The organism is Chryseobacterium sp. CG10_8 (genome assembly GCF_058117085.1).
In genome coordinates, this window is sequence record NZ_JBYVEB010000278.1 from 1 (window position 1) to 643 (window position 643).

Genomic DNA, 643 nt, shown 5'->3' on the forward strand with positions numbered 1-643 from the left:
TCGGCAGTTTTTTTATTGGTTTAAAACATTTGAATTTAAAATATCTTCTAAATTTCCAATTGTTAATAAATCTTCAATTGTCTTTTCAATGCAATTTCGTGTAAGTTCCTTGACAAATAAGTCAGGTGGAATTTGATAAGCGCCATTAAGATTTTGTCCTGTTTTAGAGTCATTTATCACTGATGTTTCTAAAAATTTATAAGTCCAAATATTCAATCCATATTTTCTTCCATCTTCAAGAAAAATATGAATATTACAAAATTCATTTTCTGTATTCCAATTTTCAGGGTCAACTTCTTCAAATTCTAACCAAAGTTTAAATTTCATAAGTGTTATCAGTTTTCCAATTTATATTTAAAGAGCCACATTTTCCACAGTTTATGTATTCAGATTCCATCAAAATGTTTGAACACCGGTTACATTTAGGATGGCTTTTATTAATATGTATTAGAATAAATTTTGCTTCAATTAAGCTTAGCGAATATTCAGATTTTAAGAATTTAGTAGCGTCAAGGAATGATTCATTAAAATACTTTAATATCCTTTGCTTTTCTTCCATTGAAAAATTTGGAATTTCAATTCCATCTTCAGGTAAACATTTTTTACATTTAATTTTCACAAGCTGTTTTCTAAAATTGCCGAT

The 643-nt window shown here is 26.7% G+C and carries 2 protein-coding genes; both read right to left on the bottom strand.

Annotation, left to right across the window (positions count from 1 at the left end; translation table 11 throughout):
- Positions 1–12: 12 nt before the first annotated feature.
- The gene (locus AC4AGG_RS16725) at positions 13–327 is read right to left on the bottom strand and encodes a hypothetical protein (protein WP_489773158.1); all 315 of its coding nucleotides are present in this window, start codon (positions 325–327) and stop codon (positions 13–15) included.
- Positions 317–643, bottom strand: a 327-nt coding sequence (locus tag AC4AGG_RS16730) for a hypothetical protein (protein WP_489773159.1), incomplete at its 5' end; no start/stop codon positions are given. The genes AC4AGG_RS16730 and AC4AGG_RS16725, both read right to left, overlap by 11 nt.

What these genes read in the sequence shown, in the direction of transcription:
- AC4AGG_RS16725 (WP_489773158.1), bottom strand. Translation starts at nt 327, where the DNA reads ATGAAATTTAAACTTTGGTTAGAATTTGAAGAAGTTGACCCTGAAAAT.